This is a genomic window from Pseudomonas sp. PIC25, assembly GCF_002286785.1.
In the GTDB taxonomy this organism is placed as follows: domain Bacteria; phylum Pseudomonadota; class Gammaproteobacteria; order Pseudomonadales; family Pseudomonadaceae; genus Pseudomonas_M.
On record NZ_MUJY01000067.1, the window covers coordinates 13173 to 31628 of the forward strand.

The 18456-nt window shown below is 65.9% G+C and carries 20 protein-coding genes; 11 read left to right on the forward strand and 9 right to left on the reverse strand.

Annotation, left to right across the window (positions count from 1 at the left end; all coding sequences use genetic code 11):
* Nucleotides 1–16: 16 nt before the first annotated feature.
* The 3 genes from BZL41_RS07920 to rimI are packed head-to-tail and all read left to right on the forward strand — an operon-like array spanning nt 17 to nt 2798.
* Nucleotides 17–1564, forward strand: coding sequence for a 2-isopropylmalate synthase (locus BZL41_RS07920; RefSeq protein ID WP_095598783.1), 1548 nt, complete (start codon nt 17–19; stop codon nt 1562–1564).
* Nucleotides 1561–2349, forward strand: coding sequence for an energy transducer TonB (locus BZL41_RS07925; RefSeq protein ID WP_095598784.1), 789 nt, complete (start codon nt 1561–1563; stop codon nt 2347–2349). The genes BZL41_RS07920 and BZL41_RS07925 overlap by 4 nt, the downstream gene beginning before the upstream one ends.
* Nucleotides 2346–2798, forward strand: coding sequence for a ribosomal protein S18-alanine N-acetyltransferase (rimI, locus tag BZL41_RS07930; protein WP_095598785.1), 453 nt, complete (start codon nt 2346–2348; stop codon nt 2796–2798). Before BZL41_RS07925 ends, rimI begins: the two co-directional genes overlap by 4 nt.
* A gap of 2 nt (nt 2799–2800) precedes the next feature.
* On the opposite strand, the gene BZL41_RS07935 is transcribed toward rimI, so the two are convergent.
* From BZL41_RS07935 to BZL41_RS07945, 3 genes are read right to left on the reverse strand one after another with little or no spacing between them, the layout of a single operon-like run.
* The gene (locus BZL41_RS07935) at nt 2801–3463 is read right to left on the reverse strand and encodes a YciC family protein (protein WP_095598786.1); all 663 of its coding nucleotides are present in this window, start codon (nt 3461–3463) and stop codon (nt 2801–2803) included.
* Nucleotides 3464–3496: 33 nt separating this feature from the next.
* Nucleotides 3497–4018 (reverse strand): YbaK/EbsC family protein, encoded by a 522-nt coding sequence (locus tag BZL41_RS07940; RefSeq protein ID WP_095598787.1) that lies wholly within the window; start codon nt 4016–4018, stop codon nt 3497–3499.
* On the reverse strand, nt 4015–4572 hold the full coding sequence (locus BZL41_RS07945) for a cysteine hydrolase family protein (protein WP_174706143.1): 558 nt from the start codon (nt 4570–4572) through the stop codon (nt 4015–4017). Before BZL41_RS07945 ends, BZL41_RS07940 begins: the two co-directional genes overlap by 4 nt.
* A 248-nt stretch (nt 4573–4820) precedes the next feature.
* Here BZL41_RS07945 and BZL41_RS07950 point away from each other — a divergent pair, with 248 nt between their 5' ends.
* The 6 genes from BZL41_RS07950 (at nt 4821) to BZL41_RS07975 (ending at nt 8871) form a co-directional block, all read left to right on the forward strand.
* Nucleotides 4821–5294, forward strand: coding sequence for an NYN domain-containing protein (locus tag BZL41_RS07950; RefSeq protein ID WP_095598789.1), 474 nt, complete (start codon nt 4821–4823; stop codon nt 5292–5294).
* A 98-nt stretch (nt 5295–5392) separates the two neighbouring features.
* Nucleotides 5393–5749 carry a YciI family protein gene (locus BZL41_RS07955; RefSeq protein ID WP_095598790.1) on the forward strand — a complete coding sequence of 119 codons (357 nt, stop codon included), beginning with the start codon at nt 5393–5395 and terminating at the stop codon, nt 5747–5749.
* Between the two features lie 129 nt (nt 5750–5878).
* Nucleotides 5879–6685, forward strand: coding sequence for a thioredoxin family protein (locus BZL41_RS07960; RefSeq protein WP_095598791.1), 807 nt, complete (start codon nt 5879–5881; stop codon nt 6683–6685).
* Between the two features lie 25 nt (nt 6686–6710).
* Nucleotides 6711–7163 carry an SgcJ/EcaC family oxidoreductase gene (locus BZL41_RS07965; RefSeq protein ID WP_095598827.1) on the forward strand — a complete coding sequence of 151 codons (453 nt, stop codon included), beginning with the start codon at nt 6711–6713 and terminating at the stop codon, nt 7161–7163.
* A 100-nt stretch (nt 7164–7263) separates the two neighbouring features.
* Nucleotides 7264–7623 (forward strand): YciI family protein, encoded by a 360-nt coding sequence (locus BZL41_RS07970; RefSeq protein ID WP_095598792.1) that lies wholly within the window; start codon nt 7264–7266, stop codon nt 7621–7623.
* Nucleotides 7624–7644: 21 nt separating this feature from the next.
* Nucleotides 7645–8871 carry an RNA polymerase sigma factor gene (locus tag BZL41_RS07975; protein WP_095598793.1) on the forward strand — a complete coding sequence of 409 codons (1227 nt, stop codon included), beginning with the start codon at nt 7645–7647 and terminating at the stop codon, nt 8869–8871.
* A 75-nt stretch (nt 8872–8946) separates the two neighbouring features.
* Here the strand turns inward: BZL41_RS07975 and BZL41_RS07980 are convergent, their stop codons facing one another.
* Nucleotides 8947–9417, reverse strand: a complete 471-nt coding sequence (locus tag BZL41_RS07980; protein ID WP_084335585.1) for an Lrp/AsnC family transcriptional regulator — start codon at nt 9415–9417, stop codon at nt 8947–8949.
* A 163-nt stretch (nt 9418–9580) separates the two neighbouring features.
* On the opposite strand from BZL41_RS07980, the gene yedA reads away from it, so the two are divergent.
* Together yedA and BZL41_RS07990 are read left to right on the forward strand one after the other, a co-directional pair.
* Nucleotides 9581–10489: a drug/metabolite exporter YedA gene (yedA, locus tag BZL41_RS07985; protein WP_095598794.1), complete on the forward strand. Its 909-nt coding sequence runs from the start codon at nt 9581–9583 to the stop codon at nt 10487–10489.
* Between the two features lie 79 nt (nt 10490–10568).
* Nucleotides 10569–11918 carry a DEAD/DEAH box helicase gene (locus BZL41_RS07990; RefSeq protein ID WP_095598795.1) on the forward strand — a complete coding sequence of 450 codons (1350 nt, stop codon included), beginning with the start codon at nt 10569–10571 and terminating at the stop codon, nt 11916–11918.
* A gap of 199 nt (nt 11919–12117) precedes the next feature.
* Here the strand turns inward: BZL41_RS07990 and BZL41_RS07995 are convergent, their stop codons facing one another.
* The 5 genes from BZL41_RS07995 to BZL41_RS08015 all read right to left on the reverse strand — a co-directional run bounded on the left by BZL41_RS07995 (nt 12118) and on the right by BZL41_RS08015 (nt 18417).
* Nucleotides 12118–13476 (reverse strand): choice-of-anchor Q domain-containing protein, encoded by a 1359-nt coding sequence (locus tag BZL41_RS07995; protein ID WP_168190964.1) that lies wholly within the window; start codon nt 13474–13476, stop codon nt 12118–12120.
* A gap of 82 nt (nt 13477–13558) precedes the next feature.
* Complete coding sequence (locus BZL41_RS08000; RefSeq protein WP_095598797.1) at nt 13559–14929, reverse strand: choice-of-anchor Q domain-containing protein; 1371 nt, start codon at nt 14927–14929, stop codon at nt 13559–13561.
* Nucleotides 14926–16275 carry a CSLREA domain-containing protein gene (locus tag BZL41_RS08005; protein WP_095598798.1) on the reverse strand — a complete coding sequence of 450 codons (1350 nt, stop codon included), beginning with the start codon at nt 16273–16275 and terminating at the stop codon, nt 14926–14928. Before BZL41_RS08005 ends, BZL41_RS08000 begins: the two co-directional genes overlap by 4 nt.
* A gap of 178 nt (nt 16276–16453) precedes the next feature.
* Entirely contained in the window at nt 16454–16915 is a 462-nt protein-coding gene (locus BZL41_RS08010) for a choice-of-anchor Q domain-containing protein (RefSeq protein ID WP_095598799.1), read from the reverse strand.
* A gap of 326 nt (nt 16916–17241) precedes the next feature.
* Nucleotides 17242–18417 carry an acetyl-CoA C-acyltransferase gene (locus BZL41_RS08015; RefSeq protein WP_095598800.1) on the reverse strand — a complete coding sequence of 392 codons (1176 nt, stop codon included), beginning with the start codon at nt 18415–18417 and terminating at the stop codon, nt 17242–17244.
* Nucleotides 18418–18456: the final 39 nt, after the last annotated feature.

Genomic DNA, 18456 nt, shown 5'->3' on the forward strand with positions numbered 1-18456 from the left:
GCCATGAGGAGAACCCATGAGCAACAACGATCGCGTCATCATCTTTGACACCACCCTGCGCGACGGCGAACAAAGCCCCGGCGCCTCCATGACCAAGGAAGAAAAGCTGCGCATCGCCAAGGCGCTGGAGCGGCTGCAGGTGGACGTGATCGAAGCCGGTTTCGCCATCGCCAGCCCCGGTGACTTCGAAGCGGTCAAGGCAATTGCCGACACCATCAAGGACAGCACCGTTTGCAGCCTGTCGCGTGCGGTGGACGCCGACATCGACCGCGCCGCCGAGGCGCTGGCCGGGGCCAATTCCGGGCGCATCCATACCTTCATCGCCACCAGCCCGATCCACATGCAGTACAAGCTGCGCATGCAGCCGGAACAGGTGGTGGCCCAGGCCGTCCATGCGGTCAAGCGGGCGCGCAACCTGTGTGCCGACGTCGAGTTCTCCTGCGAAGACGCCGGCCGTTCCGACCTGGATTTCCTCTGCCGCATCATCGAGGCGGCCATCGACGCCGGGGCGAGCACCATCAACATCCCGGATACCGTCGGCTACGCCATTCCGCACCAGTACGCCGAGACCATCCGCCAACTGATGCACCGTATCCCCAACGCCGACAAGGCGGTGTTCTCGGTGCACTGCCACAACGACCTCGGCCTGGCCGTAGCCAACTCCCTGGCGGCGGTGGTGGCCGGGGCGCGACAGGTGGAGTGCACGATCAACGGGCTCGGCGAGCGCGCCGGCAACGCCGCGCTGGAAGAGATCGTCATGGCCATCAAGACCCGCCAGGACCTGCTCGGCGTCTACACCAACATCGACACCCCGCACATTCTCAGCACCTCGCGGATGGTCTCCGGCATCACCGGTTTCCCGGTGCAGCCGAACAAGGCCATCGTCGGCGCCAACGCTTTCGCCCACGAGTCGGGCATCCACCAGGACGGCGTGCTCAAGCACCGCGAGACCTACGAGATCATGTCCGCCCAGTCGGTCGGTTGGCATACCAACAAGATGGTGCTGGGCAAGCACTCCGGGCGTAACGCCTTCCGTACCCGCCTCGAAGAGCTGGGCATCGCCCTCGGCGGCGAGGCCGAGCTGAACGCCGCCTTCGCCCGCTTCAAGGAACTGGCCGACAAGAAGCACGAAATCTTCGACGAAGACCTGCAGGCGCTGGTTTCCGACACCCTGGCCGAGGAAGCGCCGGAGCACTTCAAGCTGGTCTACCTGGAGGTCGCCTCCAAGACCGGAGAAGTGCCCGAGGCGAAGATCGTGGTCAGCGTCGCCGGCAGCGAACAGCAGGGCACCGCCCAGGGGTCCGGCCCGGTGGACGCTACCTTCAAGGCCATCGAGTCCATTGCCGATTCCGACGCCAACCTGCAGCTCTACTCGGTCAACGCCATCACCCAGGGCACCGACTCCCAGGGCGAGGTCACGGTGCGCCTGGAGAAGGGCGGTCGCATCGTCAATGGCAACGGTGCCGACACCGACATCCTAGTCGCCTCGGCCAAGGCCTACATCAACGCGCTGAACCTGATGCAGGCCGGTCAGAAGGCGCACCCGCAGGTGGCTGACGTTTGATTACCGAGCTTCGCCGTCGCGCCTATCTGGGCGCCATGCAGGTGGTCAGTTGGCTGCCGCGCAGCGAGCTGCCGTTCGCCGCGCCGTCGCGCCCCGAGCTGTTCGAGCCGCCGGCGCCCGAGCCGGAGATCGCTGCCGCCCCGGTCGTGGAGATACCGACCAGTGCGCCAGTTGCGTCAACTCCGGCCGAGCGGCCGAAGATCGAGGTTCCCCGGCCCGCCGTCCAGCCGCGTGGCGAAGCGAAACCGGTGGCGACCGACGAGCCCGTCCCGGCAGAGGATATCCGGCCCGCGGCCGCGCCGCCCCCGCGTTTCGCGCTGCAATTGCTGCGTGCCGGCGATTGCCTGCTGCTGGTGGAACTGCCGAACGGCGAGAGCTTCCAGAGCCGCGATCCGGCCTACCTGCTGCTCAAGGACCTGCTGCGTGCCGCTGGCCTGCCGGACAGTCCGCGCCTGATCGGCGAGCCGGTGCGCTGGCCGCTGCTGGTGCGCGGCAACCTTGACCAGGGCCCGGATGCCGCGCGCGACTTTCTCCAGGGTTTCGTCGCTGCGCGGATGGACGAAGGCGAACCGTGCGCCTGCCTATGGTTGGTCGGCCTGCCGGCTGTGCGCTTCGCCGGCGAGGCGGACAGCGAGGCGTTCAATCGGGAACTGCGGATCGAAGGGCTCGGCGCCGCCTGGGCCTTGCCGGGCCTGGAAACGCTGATGGAAGAACCGGCCCGCAAGGCCGAACTCTGGCAGGCCATGCGTCGGGTGCGTCAACGTTGGATGAGTCGTAGCGAATGAGTGATGCGTTGTCGTTCCGCCCAATGAGCGAGGCGGATCTCGAAGCTGTGTTGAAAATCGAATATGCCGCCTTCAGTCATCCCTGGACCCGGGGCATCTTCCTCGACAGCCTGAAAAGCTACGACTGCTGGCTGATGTTCGAAGGCAGCCAACAGGTCGGCCACGGGGTGATCCAGGTGGTGGCCGGCGAAGCCCATCTGCTCAACATCACGGTCAAGCCGGAGAGCCAGGGACGCGGACTCGGCCTGCGCCTGCTGGAGCACCTGATGCGCCGCGCCCGCGAACTCCAGGCAGGAGAGTGCTTCCTCGAAGTGCGTGCCAGCAACCAGCCGGCCTACCGCCTCTACGAACGCTACGGGTTCAACGAAATCGGCCGCCGCCGCGATTACTACCCGGCGGTCGGTGGGCGGGAAGATGCCCTGGTCATGGCCTGTACGCTGATCGAGTGACGTCAGGCCTCGGCCGGCCGGCTTTCCATCAGCATGTACAGGCGAAACAGGACCACGTTGGCGAACAACTGTAGGAAGCCATTGAAGCTGTCCAGCAGAACGGCGGCGAGGGTTTCCGGCTCCTCGCCGAGCTGGCGGTAGCTCCACCAGTCGAACAGCCAGAGCGGCAGCATCACCGCCATCACGCAACCGAGCACCAGCCAGAAGCGGCGCCCGGCAGTCAGACGGAAGCTTTCCCGGATGGCCGCCAGCGGCGTCATCCCGCGCAGCACCACGAGAATCTCGCCGAACGCCAGGCGGATCATCAACCACAGGCCCGGCAGCAGGAACAGCGAGGCGCCGAGCATGATCAGCAGCGTACTCAGCCCGACCAGTACCGCAAGCGTCGGCCACAGGCGCAGGCTCATCGCCAGGAGGTTGGCGCTGTGCGGCCTGTGGCCCTGGCTGCGGGCATCGAGGAAGAGAATCAGCGCACCCGTGTAGAGCGGATAGAAGAGCAGGCTGGCGAGCACTTCGTAGACCCGCGCCCGCTCTTCGCCGGTACCGCCGATCATCAACTGCGCCAGGCTTTCGAGCAGGATCAGGGGCAGGCAGAAGGAGGCGATGGCGACCAGGTTACGGCTGAAGAAAAACCAGGAGTCGCGCAGGATGTTCAGAGGATTCATCGGCAGATCGCAGGCAAAAAGCAGGGCGCCACTTTAACGGATGGCGGCATGGGCTCCAATCGTCGGCACGCACGAGCGGTAGTGCAGAACCCGATTGGGCAGGCTCGGCAGCAGGCGCGACAGCTCGGCCGTGGGCACCTCCAGGGTGCGCTCGGGTGGCCCCGGCGAATAAAGCAGGTAATCGTGATCGAGAATCGCCCGGTCGAACACCAGCGCGATGTCCGCCGCATGGCCGAACGGGCAGGCACATTGCGGCACGCAGCCGGTCAGTGCCGTCAGCTCGTCATCGCTGGCAACCGAAGGTCGTGCATCGAGCAGTGCTTTCAGTTGGGGCCAGTCGGCGCGTGCCTCTTCCAGGGTGACCAGCATCGCGTATCCGCCGCTCTTCAGGCGCAGGAACAGGCTCTTGCTCTCCACCCCGCGCAGCCCGAAACGCTGGCGCACGGCGTGTGCGGTGGGATAGTCGAGCACCGCTTCGTGCTCCACCTCGCGGAAGGGGACCCGGTGCTCCGTGAGCAGCGCCAGGTTGCGTGCGTGCAAGGCGGCGAGGCTCATTGCGGCAACATCCCGAGCAGGGTGTCGCTGTCCAGCACCTTGGCGTATTCGCCGTGAAGGTTGGCCATGGCCATCGCATGCACTTCTTCGGCACGGCGTGGCGTACCGGCGAAATCCGTCTTGGCGTAGGTGAAGCAGGCATCCTCCGCCACCAGCGTGCGAAAGCCGAGGTTGCCGGCGGTCCGGGCGCTGTTTTCCACCGAGTTCTCGCTGGCCACGCCGACGAGGGCGACGGATTCGATCCCGCGCACCCGCAGCCAGCGCTCCAGACTGCTGTGGAGGAAGGCGTCGGTGGTGTTTTTCTCGAATACAGCTTCGTGGGGCCGCGGCGCCAGCGGCGGATGAAACTCCACGCCGGGCTGGCCCGGCGCGAACACCGACCCGGCCTCGCGGGAAATATGGCGGATGTGCACCACGGGCCAGCCGGCACTACGCCAGGCAGCGAGCAGCACGGCGATACGCTCGGCGGCCTGCGGGTTGTTGCGGCTGCGCTCCGGCAATTGCTGGATGCCGCGCTGCATGTCGATGACGATCAGGGCGATGAGGTAGTGCATTGATATCTCCATAAGAGCCTGTTCAAAGGCTGCTGCGCGTCGGCCCTACTGCGTTGAAAACAACCTCGGAGTGCTCATTTACAGCTCGTAAACTCCGCATCCTCGCCTGTTTTCGCCTTGCATGGCTCTAGCTCGCGAGCCTTTGAACAGGCTCTAAGAGAGCCAGCCTAACAAAAGCTGGAACGAGTGCCGAACACGCATGGGCGAATGGGCGCATAATCGCTGCTCGCCCCGTCCAGGAGTCGCCGGTGAATCGAATCGCAGTCTTCGCCGATGTGCAAAATCTCTACTACACCGTGCGCCACGTATACGGCCGGCATTTCCACTATGCGGCCTTCTGGAACGAGGTGAGCAGCCACGGGCAGATCGTCGAAGCCTACGCCTATGCCATCGACCGCGGCGACGCCAAGCAGCGGCAGTTCCAGCAGATCCTGCGCAACCTCGGTTTCGAGGTGAAGCTCAAGCCGTTCATCCAGCGCAGCGACGGCTCCGCCAAGGGCGACTGGGACGTCGGCATCACCATCGACGTCCTCGACGCCGCGCCACGGGTCGACGAGATCGTCCTGGCGTCCGGCGATGGCGATTTCGACCTGCTGCTCGAGCAGGTCCGTCGTCGGCACGGGGTGCGCACCCGCGTCTACGGCGTGCCGGGGCTCACCGCGCAGTCGCTGGTGCGGGCCGCCGACCGTTACCAGCCGATCGAGGCCAACCTGCTGCTGTAGACCGTCCGTCTGTCGGCGAAGAAATTTTCGCTGCTCCTGTCGATCCGCATGTCTCCCGAACGATTAAGAGGTATCGAGCCCTCGTTCAGGAGACGACGATGAAATACCTCTGCCTCATCTATGTCGAGGAAAGGCTCCTCGACACCGTGCCGGCCGCCGAGCTGACGGCCATCGAGGGCGTCTGGCTGGATTACCACGCGAGCCTGCGGCAGAGCGGCCGGATGCTCGCCGGCGAGGCGCTGCAGCCGGCCGAGAGCGCCACCACCTTGCGCCTGCGCAACGGCAAGCTGTCCCTGGCCGACGGGCCGTCGGTGGACACCCGCGAGCAGCTCGCCGGTTTCTACCTGATCGACGCCGGCGACCTCGACGATGCGATCCGCCTGGCGGCACGCATTCCCCAGGGGCGTCTCGGCAGCATCGAAGTACGGCCGGTCCGGCCGCTGGGGCTGGCCTGATGTGCCCCGTCTGCCTCGCTTCCATTGCCCTGGCCAGTGCCGGGCTCACCACCGCGGGTGGAGCTGCTGCGTTGATTGCGCGGCGTAACCGTGCCGATCACCGCCCGCCACAACCGAGGAGTACTCCGCATGAACGCAAACACGCTTGAACAGCCGCGCGTCGTATCGCGGGAGGAATGGCAGGCCGCCCGTCGCCAGCTCCTGCAGCGGGAGAAAGCGCTCACCCACCAGTTGGACGAGGTCGCCGCCGAACGGCGCCGGCTGCCCTGGGTGAAAATCGACAAGCCCTACCGCTTCGAGGGGCCGGACGGGGTGAAAAGCCTGGCCGACCTGTTCGGCGAGCGCAGCCAGTTGATCGTCTACCATTTCATGTTCGCTCCCGGTTGGGAGGAGGGCTGCCACGGCTGCTCCTTCGTCGCCGACCACATCGACGGCGCCAACCAGCACCTGGCCCACCATGACGTTACCCTGCTGGCCGTCTCGCGGGCGCCCTGGGCACAGATAGCCCCGTTCAAGAAGCGTATGGGCTGGCGCTTCGACTGGCTGTCCTCGGCCGGCAGCGACTTCAACCGGGACTTCGGCGTGCAGTTCAGCGCCGAGGAAATCGCCTCGGGCCGGGCGTTCTACAACGGCGAGGCACGCAACGACATCGGCGAGGACATGCCCGGCCTCAGCGTGTTCTACCGTAATCCCGAGGGCGAGATTTTCCATACGTACTCCACCTACGCCCGTGGCCTCGACCTGCTGCTCGGCGCGCACAACTACCTCGACTTCACGCCGAAGGGGCGCAACGAACGATCGACCATGGACTGGGTACGTCTGCACGACCGCTACGAAGGCGCCGCGGCGACCGAAAGCTGCTGCGCTGGCGCCGCACAACCGGGACAGGCCGGCGGCAAGAGCGCCGCGGCGAAACGCAACGTCATCGTGCAATGAACCAACAATGCAGGAGGAAACGACCATGACCGCAGCAGACCGTACCCTGGACGACCAGGCCCGCATCCGGCAACTGACCGAGCAGTGGGCGGAAACCGTGCGCAGCCGGGACGTAGAGCGCATCATGCAGATCTATGCGGACGATGTCCGCGCCTTCGATGCCGTCGCCCAGTTGCAGTTCAAGGGCAAGGCGGCCTACAAGGCGCACTGGCAGGCATGCATGGAGCAGTGCCCGGCCCAGGGATCGATGCAGTTCAAGATCGATCAGCTACAGGTGGAGACCGGTGGCGATCTCGGCCTCGCCCATTACCTCTGCTATTGCGGCGGGACGGACGAGAAGGGCGAGGAGCAGGGCGGCTGGATGCGCGTGACCGTGGGTTGGCGACGGATCGGCGATGAATGGAAAGTGACCCATGATCACTTCTCGGCACCGTTCGACATGAAGACCGGGGAAACCCTGTTCAAGCTGCAGCCCTGAGATGCTCGACGTGTATTGGGCGAATGAACTCGCCCCTACCGAGGTTCTGTAGGGGCGGATTCATCCGCGACAGGAAAACGGAGATTCCCAGGAGACGCCCATGAAATACCTTTGCCTGATCTACTGCGACGAGGACGCGCTGGATGCCATGCCCGCCCGCGAGCGGGAAGCGCTGACCGAGCGCTGCATGGCCTACAGCGACGAGCTCGGCGCCAGCGGCCGCTACCTCGGCGGCGAGCGTTTGCAGCCGGTACAGATGGCCAGGACACTGCGCATCCGGCAGGATGGCTCGCTGAACATCACCGACGGCCCGTTCGCCGAAACCAAGGAACAACTGGCAGGCTTCTATCTGATCGACGCGCGCGACCTGAACGAGGCGATCCAGGTGGCGGCGAAGATTCCGCCGGCCAGCCTGGGTAGCGTCGAGGTCCGTCCGGTACGCGACCTGCCGCAGCACTGAACCGGGCGCAACGAGGACTTCATGAGCGTAAGCATTGACGCCGTCTACCGTGCCGAATCGCGGCGCGTGCTGGCGACCCTGATCCGGCTGCTGGGCGATTTCGACCGGGCCGAGGAGGCGCTGCACGATGCCTTCGCCGCGGCCGTCGAGCAGTGGCCGCGCGACGGCGTGCCGGCCAATCCGCGAGCCTGGCTGGTCTCGGCCGGGCGCTTCAAGGCCATCGACAATTTGCGCCGCCGCGCCCGCTTCGATGCCTCGCTGGCGTTGCTGGCCGATCAGCTCGACGCGGGCGACGAGGCAGAGGTGTGGGACGGCGAGGCGGTGGAAGATGACCGCCTGCGCCTGATCTTCACCTGCTGCCACCCGGCCTTGCCGGCGGATGCCCAGGTGCCGCTGACCCTGCGCGAGGTATGCGATCTCAAGACCGAGGAAATCGCCCGCGCCTTCCTCGCCACGCCGTCCACCATCGCCCAGCGCATCGTGCGCGCCAAAACGAAGATCCGCGATGCGCGGATTCCCTATCAGGTGCCGGCGCTGAACGAACTGCCCGAGCGGCTCGACAGTGTGCTGCGGGTCATCTACCTGGTATTCAACGAAGGCTACTCGGCCTCATCCGGCGAGACGCTGACACGCACCGATCTTTCCCGCGAAGCCATCCGGCTCGGCCGGTTGCTGCTCGAACTCCTGCCCGAGCCGGAAGTGATGGGGTTGCTGGCGTTGATGTTGCTGCACGAGTCGCGCCGCGCTGCGCGTGCCTCTGCCGACGGCGAACTGGTGCTGCTGGAGGACCAGGATCGCTCGCGCTGGGACCGTGCGCTGATCGCCGAAGGTTCGGCGCTGGTGGAGCGCGCTCTGACGTCGCGTCGCTTCGGGCCGTATACCTTGCAGGCGGCCATCGTCGCCGTGCATGCCGAGGCGGAGGATGCCGCGGCCACCGATTGGGAGCAGATCGTCGGGCTCTACGATGTGCTGGCGCGCGTCACGCCGTCGCCGGTGGTGGAGCTGAACCGTGCCGTAGCCGTGGCCATGCGCGACGGGCCGGAAGCGGGGCTGGCGCTGGTCGAACGCCTGTTCGCCCGGGGCGAGCTGCTCGACTACCACCTCGCCCATGCCGCCCGTGCGGACTTCTGTCGGCGTCTGGCGCGCAACGCCGAGGCCCGCGAGTCCTACCGCCGTGCGCTGGCGCTGGCCCGCCAGGAGCCGGAGCGACGGTTTCTCGAACGGCGCTTGCAGCAGTTGGACGAATGAGTTTGCCCCTGCAAGTCACTCTTTATGAGCCGCCTTCCTGTAGGAGCGAATTCATTCGCCCATCGCGGCGCGGCCTCACGCCTGACCCCGCTTCTCCTGCCCGTTGCCGTTCTGCAAGGTCGCCGGCAGGCGGCGCTGGAAGGGGGTGGAGAGGATCAGCGAGGTCTTGCTGGCGCCATACTGGCTGAGCCGGTCGAGCAAATCCTGCAGCTCCGGCATGGAGCCGACCGCCGCCTTCATCATGACGCAGGCGTCGCCGGTGATACGGTGGCAGAAGGTCAATTGGGGAATCTGCGCCAAGGCTTCGAGGGTGCGGCGGGATTCATGGTCGGCGATGCGCAGCTCGATCAGGCATTCGATGGGTAGGCCGATCTTCGCCATGTCGATGGCCGCGTGGTAGCCGGTGATTACTCCGCTGGCCTCCAGCTTGGCGACCCGGTCCGCCACCGCCGGGGCCGACAGATTGACCCGTCGCGCCAGGTCGGCGTAGGAAGCGCGGCCGTTTTCCAGCAGCGCAGCGAGTAACAGGCGGTCGTATTTGTCCATGACGATCCCCGATGCAAAGGCTGATTTCGAATACAAGGTAAAGGATGGTGATTTCCTTGCTTTGCAAAGCTGTATCGCTGTTTAAGCAGGGTTCTGTGCTTATTTTCCCGCGATTGCCTTGCCTAGAATAACCCTTTGATTACCTGCCCGGTCGAGTCCTTCCATGCCTGCGCGTCGCTTCCCGTTGATCCTGCTCGGTGCTTTTTTCGCCCTCTACCTGATCTGGGGTTCCACCTACCTGGTGATCCGCATTGGTGTGGAGTCCTGGCCGCCGATGCTGATGGCCGGGATTCGCTTCGTCATCGCCGGCTCGCTGATGTTCGCCTGGCTACGCTGGCGCGGCGTGCCGGCGCCGACCTGGCGCGAATGGAAGGCCGCCGCGGTGATCGGCGTGCTGCTGCTCAGCTGTGGCAACGGTGGAGTGACGGTGGCCGAGCACCTGGGCGTGGCCTCCGGGGTGGCGGCGCTGGCGGTGGCGACGGTGCCGCTGTTCGCCCTGCTGTTCGGGCTGATCTGGGGCCAGCGCACCAGCAGCCTGGAGTGGGCGGGGATCGTGCTCGGGCTGGTCGGCATCGGCCTGCTCAACCTCGGCTCCAACCTGCAAGGCAGCCCGCTGGGCGCCGGCCTGATCCTGTTCGCGGCGGCGGCCTGGGCCTTCGGCTCGATGTGGAGCAAACACCTGCCGCTGCCCGCCGGCCCCATGGCCAGCGCGGCGGAAATGCTCGCTGGCGGCGTGGCCTTGCTGATCGCCAGCGCACTCAGCGGCGAACGCATGACCGAGATGCCGACCGCCGCCGGCTGGGGCGCCCTGGCCTACCTGGTGGTGTTCGGCTCGATCATTGCCTTCAGTGCCTACCTTTATCTGCTGAAGAACGTCCGCCCGGCGGCGGCCACCAGCTATGCCTACGTCAACCCGGTGGTGGCGGTGGTGCTGGGTATTCTTTTCGCCGGCGAACGCATCGGCATGGAGGAGTGGCTGGCCATGACCGTGATCGTCAGCGCCGTGGTACTGATCGGCGTACCGCAGTGGCGCCAGCAGAAGCAGGTGAAAGAGGCCGAAGCGAGCGCCTGAGACCGTCCCTTCACATCCCTCTTCACTCTCATAGGCAGGTAAACTGGCGGCCTGTTTTTACTCCCTCCGGTTACCTGCCATGACCTTCGCCTCCCTCGGCCTGATCGACCCGCTGCTGCGGACCCTGGAAACCCTCGACTACCGCCAGCCGACCCCGGTCCAGACCGAGGCGATTCCCGCCGTGCTCAAGGGCCGCGATCTGATGGCCGCAGCGCAGACCGGCACCGGCAAGACCGCCGGTTTCGCCCTGCCGCTGTTGCAGCGCCTGACCCTGGAAGGGCCGCAGGTGGCGAGCAATGCGGTGCGTGCGCTGGTGCTGGTGCCGACCCGCGAACTGGCCGAGCAGGTTCACGAAAGCTTCCGCGTCTACGGTCAGAACCTGCCGCTGCGCAGCTATGCGGTGTACGGCGGCGTCAGCATCAACCCGCAAATGATGAAGCTGCGCAAGGGCATCGACGTGCTGGTGGCGACGCCCGGCCGGCTGCTCGACCTGTACCGGCAGAACGCTGTGCGTTTCGAGCAGTTGCAGGCGCTGGTATTGGACGAGGCCGACCGCATGCTCGACCTCGGCTTCGCCCGCGAGTTGGACGAGCTGTTCTGTGCGCTGCCGAGGAAGCGCCAGACCTTGCTGTTCTCGGCCACGTTTTCCGACGTGATCCGGCAAATGGCCAAGGAACTGCTGCGCGACCCGTTGTCCATCGAGGTCAGTCCGCGCAACGCGGCGGCGAAGAGCGTCAAGCAGTGGCTGATCCCGGTGGACAAGAAACGCAAGGCCGAGCTGTTTCTGCACCTGCTGCAGGACAAGCGCTGGGGGCAGGTGCTGGCGTTCGCCAAGACCCGCAAGGGTGTCGATCAACTGGTGGACGAATTGCAGGCCCAGGGCGTGTCGGCCGATGCGATCCACGGCGACAAGCCGCAACCGGCGCGCTTGCGCGCGTTGGAGCGATTCAAGGCAGGCGAGGTGCAGGTGCTGGTGGCCACCGACGTGGCGGCGCGTGGCCTGGATATCGACGATCTGCCTCTGGTGGTGAACGTCGACCTGCCGATCGTCGCCGAGGACTACGTGCACCGCATCGGCCGCACCGGCCGTGCCGGGGCCACAGGGGAAGCGATTTCCCTGGTGTGTGCCGACGAAGTGCAACTGCTCGCGGCCATCGAGACGCTGATCAAACAAGTCCTGCCGCGTCGTGAAGAACCGGGCTTCAGCCCCGACCACCGGGTACCGCAGACCACCCTGGACGGACAGGTCCTGAAGAAACCGAAGAAGCCCAAGCAGAAGCCGGTGCCCGGTGCAGGCGCGACCGGCAAGGGCAAGATCCATCTCGGCAACTGGTTCGACGAGAGCGAGAAGCCGGCGGTGAAGGCGGTACGCAAGACGCCCGGCTTCGGCAAAGCGGGCGCACGCAAGGGGCCGAAAAAGCCGGGCTGAGGACCCTTCCTACGAGGGAAAGGCTGGTGCCTCTACACAAGCGGTTCGGGTGGCATCGAACCTTGTGGGAGCGGATTCATCCGCGAATTCGTTCTATCGGTCCATCGCGAATGAATTCGCTCCCACGCTGAGGTCCGGAAGCAGCGAATTCATCCGCGATGCATCCGTTCCCACAAGCCGTTTGCCAATCGGGCCGAACTCAATACTTCGGCCGCTCGTAGGCCCCCAGATCGCAGACCTCGACGCCATCGCCGTCGCCATCCCGCGGGCGGCGGGAGCCGCGTTGGTCGTGGCTGGTGCAGGAGCCGACGCCGGTGTCCACCGCCGGGCTGCCGCGGCGCAGGGCGTGGGTTTGCAGGGTCGAGTTGTTGTCGGCCAGCGGGTAGATCACCTTGGTCAGCACCTCGGCATCCGGCACCTGGATGTCTGCTGTGCAGTTGTTGCCGTCGATACCCAGGAGCAGGCCGCGTGCCTGATAGCTGTAGGTGCCGCCAGCATTGCGGCAGTTCAGGCTGAGTTCGCCGTATTCATCGCGGTTGTCGACGATCAGGCTGTTGCGGATCAGCACCTTGCCGAAGTTCTCCAGGCCGTAACCCTGGTTCTCGGCAATGGTGACGTTGACCAGCGTCAGGTCGGGTATGCCCGGCGTACCCGGGTAGCTGGCACCGTTGTTGATGATGCCGGTGGGTCCGTACCAACTGGCAGTATTGCCGCTGAGGGTGGCGTTGGTCAGCTTGAGCACGCCGTTGTTCTCATTGGTGATGGCGGCGCCACGGCCGTCGCTGTAGTTGCCGACGAACACGGCCCGGGCGATGTCCGCCGTGCCGATGTTGTGCACCGCACCGCCGCTACCGAGTACATCGTCGCCACTGGCCCTGTTGTTGCGGAAGGCACTGTCGCGCACGATCAGGTTGCCTTCGCTGTAAATGGCACCGCCGAGGGCGTTGGTGGTATCGCCGAAGTCGGCGGTGTTACCGACGAATTCCGTGTAATACACCGTCAGGGAACCGTAGTTGGCGATGCCGCCGCCCCGGCCTTGGTAATACCAGTTGAACGCCCTGTTCTGCTCCAGCCGTGCGCGTTTCAGGGTGACGCTGCCGTGGTTGACGATCGACCCGCCGTCATAGCTGTGCAGGCCGTTGCGCAGGGTCAGTTGTTCGAGGCCCAGCGTCGTGCCGGCCAGCACTTCGAAATGACGGTCGAGGCGGCCGGCGTCGATGATCGTCTGTTCGGGGGCAATACCGTAGATAGTCAGGCTATCGCTGACATCGAGATCGCCGTTGACGTTGTTGTCCTCGTCATAGATGTCGCCATCGTCGCCGCGTGGCGCCGGCAGGCTGAAGCTATAGGTGCCGGCGCCGAGCAGGATGCGGTCGGGACCGGGCGTGGCGTTGGCCAGCACCACCGCTTCGCGCAACGAGCAGTCGGCGTTGCAGTCGCCGTCGTAGCTGTCGGTGGTCTTGGTCACGGTGATATCCAGGGCGAAGGCACTTAGTGGGGCGCACAACAGGGCCGGCAAGGCGATTCGGCGGAGCGGGTGGGGGCGGGGCTGTTTCATGGTCGACTCCATTTCCTTCTGGCATGAGGGGGGCCGGGATAGCCGGCCCGTCCGGGTGAAGGTCCATCGATTCGGGGAGCTTTCAGGGTGCTGCGGCCTCGTAGGCGCCCAGGTCGCAGATCGCTACGCCATCGCCATCGCCGTCCTGCGGCCGGGGGACCCAGCGCTGGTCGTGGTCGCTGCACGAGCCGGAGGCGGCATCCAGTGCCGGGCTGCCGGGGCGCAAGGCGAAGGTGGAGGTGAAGCCGCCATTGTCGGCGAGCGGGAGGAGCACTTGGGTGAAGGTGGCTGCGTTTTCCACGTAGCGCTCACCGGTACAGCCGCCTGGGCCGGTGCCCAGCAGGAGACCCTGGGCGCGATAGGTGCCGAAATTGAAGCAATTGTAGTGGATGCCTTCGTCGGTATGCAGGTTGCCGCTGATGACGCTGTTGCGGATCAGCACCTCGCCATGGTTGACCAGGCCGACGTTATGGTTGCCGGCCAGGGTCACGTGAATCAGCCGCAGCTCCGGCATGGCACCGCCCAGCGGCGAGCCGTTCTGCACGATGCCATTGCGGTACGCCCAGGCGCTGTTGTTCTGCGTGATCGTGCTGTTGCTCAGCTTCAGGCTGGCGTTGCCCATGTTGGTGATGGCGCCACCGTAGCCGGCATAGTTGCCGACGAACGTGCTGCGGGCGACATCGGCCCAGCCGCGATTATCGATGGCCCCGCCGTCGCCGGAGGAATCGTCGTCGTTGCGGGCACTGTTGCCTTGGAACAGGCTGTCGCGTACTCGCAGCACGCCGGAATTGTGGATGGCCCCGCCGTAACCGGCATTGCTGTCGCCGCCGCTGGCGTGGTTCTGGAAGAAAGTGGCGTAGTAGACCGACAGGCTGCCGTAGTTGGCGATGGCGCCGCCCTGTTTCCGCCCTCCACCCCAGGGATGGTAGTAGACGTTGCGCTCCAGGCGGACATGCCTGAGCGTGGTGTCGCCCTCGTTGGCCAGGGCGCCTCCGTAGAAGGAGCTGTAGCCGTTGCGCAGTGTCAGCCCGCGGATCAGTACCGAGGCGCCGGCGAAGACTTCCAGCAGCCGGTCGTTCCGGGTGCCGTCGATCACCGTCTGGCCGATGCCGGTGCCGACGATGTCCAGAGCGTCGTGGATATCCAGATCGCCATTGAGGTTGTCATCCTCGTCCAGACGCACGTCCTCTTCGTCATGCTCCGGATCGCCCCGCTCGGGGGGCAGGGTCAGGGTGTAGGTGCCGGCCGGCAACAGGATGCGCTGCCGGCCGGGCAGTTCGTTGGCCAGGACCACCGCTTCACGTAGCGAGCAATCGGCGTCGCAGGCACCGTCGAGGCTGTCGCCGGTCTTGCTCACCCGCAGGGTTTCCAAGGCCGCGGCGGCCTGTGGCAGGCCGAGGAGGCAGAAGCTGACGAGGGCGGCTTGCGCGGCGATGGAGTGCAGGAGTGTCATGGCCGCGCTCTCTCGAAAGCACCGAGGTCGCAGACGGCCTGGCCGTCGCCATCGCCGTCGCGCGGGCGGGTCAGGCGGCGCTGGTCATGGCTGCTGCAGGAACCGATGGCACGGTCGATGGCCAGGCTTTGCCGGCGCAGCGGGTGGACCAGGGTGCCGTTGTTTTCTTCCAGCGGGAACAGGTGCGTAGTGAACGTCGCTTCGTTGGCGATGGTCTGGCTGCCGGTGCAGTTGCCCGGCCCGGTACCCAACAGCAGACCTGTCGCTCGATAGGTGTAAGTGCCTTCGTTGTAGCAATTCATCGGCTCCGCATCCTCGAAGAAGCCGATGTTGCCGGAGATGACACTGTTACGGATGAGGACGTCGCCATGGTTGGCCAGGCCGTAGCCTTGGTTGCCGGCGATGGTGACATGGACGAGGTGCGCCACTGGCTTGGCGCCGGTAGCCGGATAGCGCTGGCCGTTGTTCAGCGTGGCGCCGCCGTATTCGCCGGAGGAATTTCCGCTCAGGGTGCTGTTGCTCAGCTTCAGGTAGCCGCCATCGGTGTTGGCGATGGCCGAGCCGCTGCCGTGTGTTTGCACGCCGTTGTTGACGAATGCGGTACGGGCGATGTCTGCCGTTCCCTTGTTAAGCAGGCCGCCGCCGAGGCCGACGTCGTTGTCGTCGCTGCCCCGGTTGCGCAGGAACAGGCTGTCGCGGATCAGCAGGTTGCTTTCGTTGTACAGGCCACCGCCTTCGCCCAGGGAGGATTCGCTGCCGCCGGCGTAGTTGTCTTCGATGCGCGAGCGGACAATGGTCATGTCGCCGAAGTTGGCCAGGCCGCCGCCGTGGCCGATCTCGAAACCGGACGCCGCCGTGTTGCGATTGACCGCCACCTGGTTCAGCGAGGTCGCGCCGTGGTTCTCCAAGGCACCGCCGTAGAAACTGGTGCGACCGTTGGTCAGGCGCAGGCGCTCCAGCGCCAACGTGCTGCCGGCGAGCACTTCGAAGATCCGGTCGATACCGCCGCCGTCGATGGTTGTCTGGTCCATGCCGGCGCCGGTCACCCGGACGTATCCCTTGATGTCGAGGTCGCCGTTAAGGTTTTCGTCTTCGTCGAGGATGGCGCCTTCCTCGTCGTGCTCCGGCGGCAGGCTGAGGGTGTAGGTCCCCGCGCCGAGGATGATGCGAGGCTGGTCCGTGGTGGCAGCCGCCTGGACCGCGTCACGCAGCGAGCAATGGGTGTTGCACAGGCCGTCGTACTCGTCGGCGGTGGTGGTGACCTTCAGGTCGCGGGCTTCGGCAACGGGAACAACACAAGCGAGGCCGAGCAGAAAGCTGGCCATGGGGAGGCGGGAAGTGCGCATGTCGGCTCCTTGTGACACGTAGGACTGAGCGGACACGGCGCTGCTTCCGCAACGAAAGCGAGCGGCGTTTTGCTATTAGCGACGCCGCTCGGTTCACGCTGCATTGACCGGCTTTCAGCACTGAGGTTCCGGCGCCCGGTGCGGTTATGCAGCCGTTCGTCGCTTCGTCCGGCGCCCGTCAAGGGCGCGCGCGCTCGAAGGCACCGAGGTCGCAGACCGCCTCTCCGTCGCCATCGCCATCGCCATCGCCATCGCGCGGGCGGGTCACGCCGCGTTGGTCATGGCTGCTGCGGGAACCGATGGCGGCATCCAGTGCCGGGCTGCCCTGGCGCAGGCCGTGGGTCTGGGTGATGCCGTTGTTGTCGGCCAAAGGATGGATCAGGCGGGTGAAGGTCAGTACGTCCTCGAAGAACAGATCGAAAGGGCAGGTACCTTTATCGTTGCCTTCGTCGATACCTACCATCAGGCCTCGGTAGCGGTACAGGGGATAGCCGGTGATTTCGGCCTGGCAATTGTTCATCCGTCCCTCCGCGTTCCGGTTGCCAGCGATCAGGCTGTTACGCAGCAGTATTCGGCCCCGGTTGAACAGGCCGTCGCCCGTGTTGTCGGCGAGGGTGACACCAGCGTGGCTTCCGGCCACGGGCCGTTGCTTTCGGCGATCGCGCCATTGCTCAGCACGGCATATTTACCGAGGCTGACATTGCCGCTCAGGGTGCTGTTGCTCAGGGTAATGATATGAGTGTCGGTGATGGCGCCGCCGCTGCCGGTGGCGCTGTTGCGGATGAAGCTGCTGCGCGCGATGTCGGCGTATCCCGTGTTATAGAGACCGCCGCCCAGTCGCGGTCGGGTTCGGCAGGCCGGGGAGTGGCCGGACGAGTGGCTGCTGGCGTTGCGCTTGTCGACGTGCGAGAGGCAGGGAGCGCGGAGGCGAGCCGTGCTCCCCTAACCGGGGAGCACGGCCAGGGCTTACAGCAGTTCGATCGCCACGGCGGTGGCTTCCCCGCCGCCGATGCACAGCGAGGCCACGCCGCGCTTGCCGCCTTTTTTCTGCAGGGCGTTGATCAGGGTGAGGATGATCCGCGAGCCGGTGGAGCCGACCGGGTGCCCCTGGGCGCAGGCACCGCCGAAGACGTTGACCTTGGCGTGGTCGAGGCCGTGTTCGCGCATCGCCAACATGGTGACCATGGCGAAGGCTTCGTTGATCTCGAACAGGTCTACCTCATCCTTGGACCAGCCGGTCTTCTTGAACAGGCTGCTCATGGCGCCGATCGGGGCCAGGGTGAATTCGCTCGGGTCCTGGCTCTGGGTGGCATGGCCGACGATCCGCGCCAGCGGCTTCAGGCCGCGGCGGGCGGCTTCCTCGGCGGTCATCAGGACCAGGGCCGAAGCGCCATCGGAAATCGAGCTGGCGTTGGCGGCGGTGATGGTGCCGTCCTTGCGGAACGCGGGCTTCAGCCCGGGGATTTTCTCCGGGTTGGCGGTCAGCGGCTGCTCGTCGTCCTTCACCGTGACCTCACCCTTCCGGGTGACCACCGTGACCGGCACGATCTCGGTTGCCAGGGAGCCGTCGGCGATGGCCGCTTGGGCGCGCTTCAGCGACTCGATGGCATAGGCGTCCATGTCTTCGCGGGTGAGGCCGTAGCGGTCGGCGGTCTCCTGGGCGAACGAGCCCATCAGGCGGCCGGTGCGGGCGTCTTCCAGGCCGTCGAGGAACATATGGTCCTTGATCTCGCCATGCCCCATGCGCAGGCCGCTGCGGGCCTTCTCCAGCACGTAGGGCGCGTTGGACATGCTCTCCATGCCGCCGGCGATCATCACGCTGTTGGTCCCGGCCTTGAGCAGGTCATGGGCCAGCATCACGGCCTTCATACCGGAGCCGCACAGCTTGTTGATGGTGGTGCAGCCCGTGGCGGCGGGCAGACCGGCGTTCAGCGCGGCCTGGCGGGCCGGGCCCTGCTTGAGGCCGGCGGGCAGCACGCAGCCCATGATCACTTCCTGCACGTCGCCCTGCTGGATGCCGGCACGGGCCACGGCCTCGCGAATGGCGGTGGCGCCCAGGTCCACGGCGGAAACGGCGGACAGGCTGCCCTGGAAACCGCCCATGGGCGTACGCGCACCGCTAACGATGACGATTTCTGACATCGAAATTTCCTCTGGTGATGATGGCCGGAACCGGCCGAT